A 1086-nucleotide genomic window follows, 5' to 3' on the forward strand; every position below is an offset into this window, starting at 1 on the left:
TCCTAACCCAGACCAGCAGCCGGTCCGGGTCCTCCTTGCTGCGGCCGTGAAGGTCGAGTTCGGCGCGGCGAAGGAAAGCAAAGCTCGGCTCGACCGCGGCATCGGTCCTGCGCATGAGTTCGCGGCACAACGCTGTCTTGCCCTGGCCACCAACGCCGTAGAAAACATGAATGATCGAGCGATCGGCGGGAATTGCGAAAGCCGCCTCCTCGAAGACCCGCCGCGGCGCTTCGCGATCGACGAAAATGCGATTAGCGGCCGGAATCTGTCCCCTGCGCAGCTGTGGCATGGTCGATCACCTTGGATGAGACACACGTCGTTCAACATGACCCGTCGCCGCTTCCCGGGCAATACGTGGTGCGTCTAGCGGAACTTTCGTGGACCGATATAACGGTGCCGTTCAATTAGCCACAATGTTAACATGGATCGTCCGCCGACAATGGGTCGCCTTTTGACGCGGATCCGTTCAGTTTCGCGCGCGGAAGGAACGGGAGCTTTGCGCCTCATCTCGGCCGTAGAAATCGGCTTCGCAGCTTCCTGAAAGCCGACCTTACCTGCGATCACGTTGGAGGTCGTGGTTGCGCCATGTTCGGACCTACGCGAGGACAGGCGTGAACGTCTGATCTCAACGATTCGGTTACATTCCAGTCCAAACGGACGAACGCGCGTCTCGGGTGCGCAATGAGCCAACCTTGCATCAAATCGACGCAAACTGCGTTGTCCGGAACCAACACAGATGGTGCGACCTCAAGGGCTCAGCGCGTCCAGCACCCTTTGTGCGGCGATGAGGTCGACGATTGGATACCGAGTGTTAAATGTGCGGACCACCGCTTGCAGACGCGTCGCGGCCTCATGGACACGACCTTGACGTGCCAGAATTGGTGCTAGTTGCGTTACTGCGCGAAGCTCGAAGAGTCTCGCTTGCTGCCGACGGGCAGTGGCAATTGCTGTTTCGAATAGTTGCGCGGCACCTGTCAGGTCACCTCTGCTCGCGGCGATTTGGCCTCGTAAGCGAATACCTTCTGCCAGGTAGCTCGCCTCGTCCGTATCGAAAACGAGGGTATCGACATCATCAAGCATTTGCGA

At 58.8% G+C, this 1086-nt stretch carries 2 protein-coding genes; both read right to left on the minus strand.

Translation table 11 applies throughout. The features are described from left to right. Positions 1-289: hypothetical protein (locus ACXJ7R_RS33890; protein WP_457155599.1), on the minus strand; the 289-nt coding region annotated here is incomplete at its 3' end. 458 nt (positions 290-747) lie between these two features. Continuing rightward, a partial coding sequence (locus ACXJ7R_RS33895) for a hypothetical protein (protein ID WP_457155600.1) occupies positions 748-1086 on the minus strand: 339 nt, incomplete at its 5' end.

It is taken from the genome of Mesorhizobium sp. P5_C1 (assembly GCF_054049815.1).